We start from the raw sequence: 1,005 nt of genomic DNA, 5'->3' as shown, positions 1-1,005 counted from the left end.
CTCATGTTATCCCTCCTCTAATTTGTCTAATAAACTATTCCATAGTTGACGTATTCTTTCTCTACTTAACTCAAATATCTTTGCGATTTCATTTATAGATTTCCCTTCACATAGCAAGAAAAATATGTAGTATTCCCTTCTAGTCCCTACTGTATAAATAAGCTGATCTAGTTCATTGAAGAACACTTGATTACTAGTATTCTCACTTAGTTCAAAGGGTTCGACTTCATCAGTCAGTGAAAAGAAATCATCTATATTAGTATTATCATAGCTTACAACATTTGACGTTTTCTCTTTGTGATAGTCCATTATAAACCGTTTAATAGCTTGTTTATCGTATATCATGTAGCAACACTTACTTTATGCTTATAAGCGTATAAATCACGTTGTAAGCGTTCTATGAGGCTATAATCTATCGTTGAACCATTAGACTGCATATAATACATAATTTCCTTTTGCTCACTTGGCGTATATGATTTAATGACTTGTTTCAATTGCTGCATGTTCTTGTTCGATTTCATTTTGAAATGTTTTAACTTCTCTTTTTCACTTATAATATCAATCACTAACTTTTCTAGTGGGTAGGATATTGATACAACACCATACACCTCATTGGTAGTCATATGTGAGATATTTAAGTGATACATCATATCTATTTGCATAGTGATGGCCTTAATCTTGGTATTAATAAATTTAGGGTTATATTCTGTTAGCAAAGTATATTCAGATATTTTAGTTTCATAATATGATAGTGAGTAGTTTACTCTTCTAAGGTTCATGTATGCACCTCACAAATAAAATGAGCCTATCACTAAGGATAGGCAAGATATTTATTTTTTAACTATGCGATTTTCTTCGGCCATTCTCATAAGTCTTACATCTCTTTGTGATTTTTGGGACAATTCGTCTTTTTTCTGTTCTCGGATATTTTGAGAAAATTGTTCTTCTACGACATCTAATACTTTTTGACATTCTTCTGCCGACAATGTTGTTTCTGTTAAAAGA

2 protein-coding genes are annotated in these 1,005 nt (G+C 31.3%); both read right to left on the bottom strand.

The features are described 5' to 3' along the window. Positions 1–6 precede the first annotated feature (6 nt). Positions 7–345, bottom strand: a complete 339-nt coding sequence (locus tag HMPREF2737_RS01820) for a helix-turn-helix transcriptional regulator (RefSeq protein ID WP_070650034.1) — start codon at positions 343–345, stop codon at positions 7–9. Beyond that, entirely contained in the window at positions 342–779 is a 438-nt protein-coding gene (locus HMPREF2737_RS01815; protein ID WP_070650033.1) for a pathogenicity island protein, read from the bottom strand. Before HMPREF2737_RS01815 ends, HMPREF2737_RS01820 begins: the two co-directional genes overlap by 4 nt. Positions 780–1,005 lie beyond the last annotated feature (226 nt).

The organism is Staphylococcus sp. HMSC069D12 (assembly GCF_001810405.1).
Lineage (GTDB): Bacteria > Bacillota > Bacilli > Staphylococcales > Staphylococcaceae > Staphylococcus > Staphylococcus haemolyticus.
This window is presented reverse-complemented; position numbering and strand designations above follow the sequence as displayed.

Coding starts and splice junctions, on each gene's coding strand:
- HMPREF2737_RS01820 (WP_070650034.1), bottom strand. CDS start 345: ATGATATACGATAAACAAGCTATTAAACGGTTTATAATGGACTATCAC.
- HMPREF2737_RS01815 (WP_070650033.1), bottom strand. CDS start 779: ATGAACCTTAGAAGAGTAAACTACTCACTATCATATTATGAAACTAAA.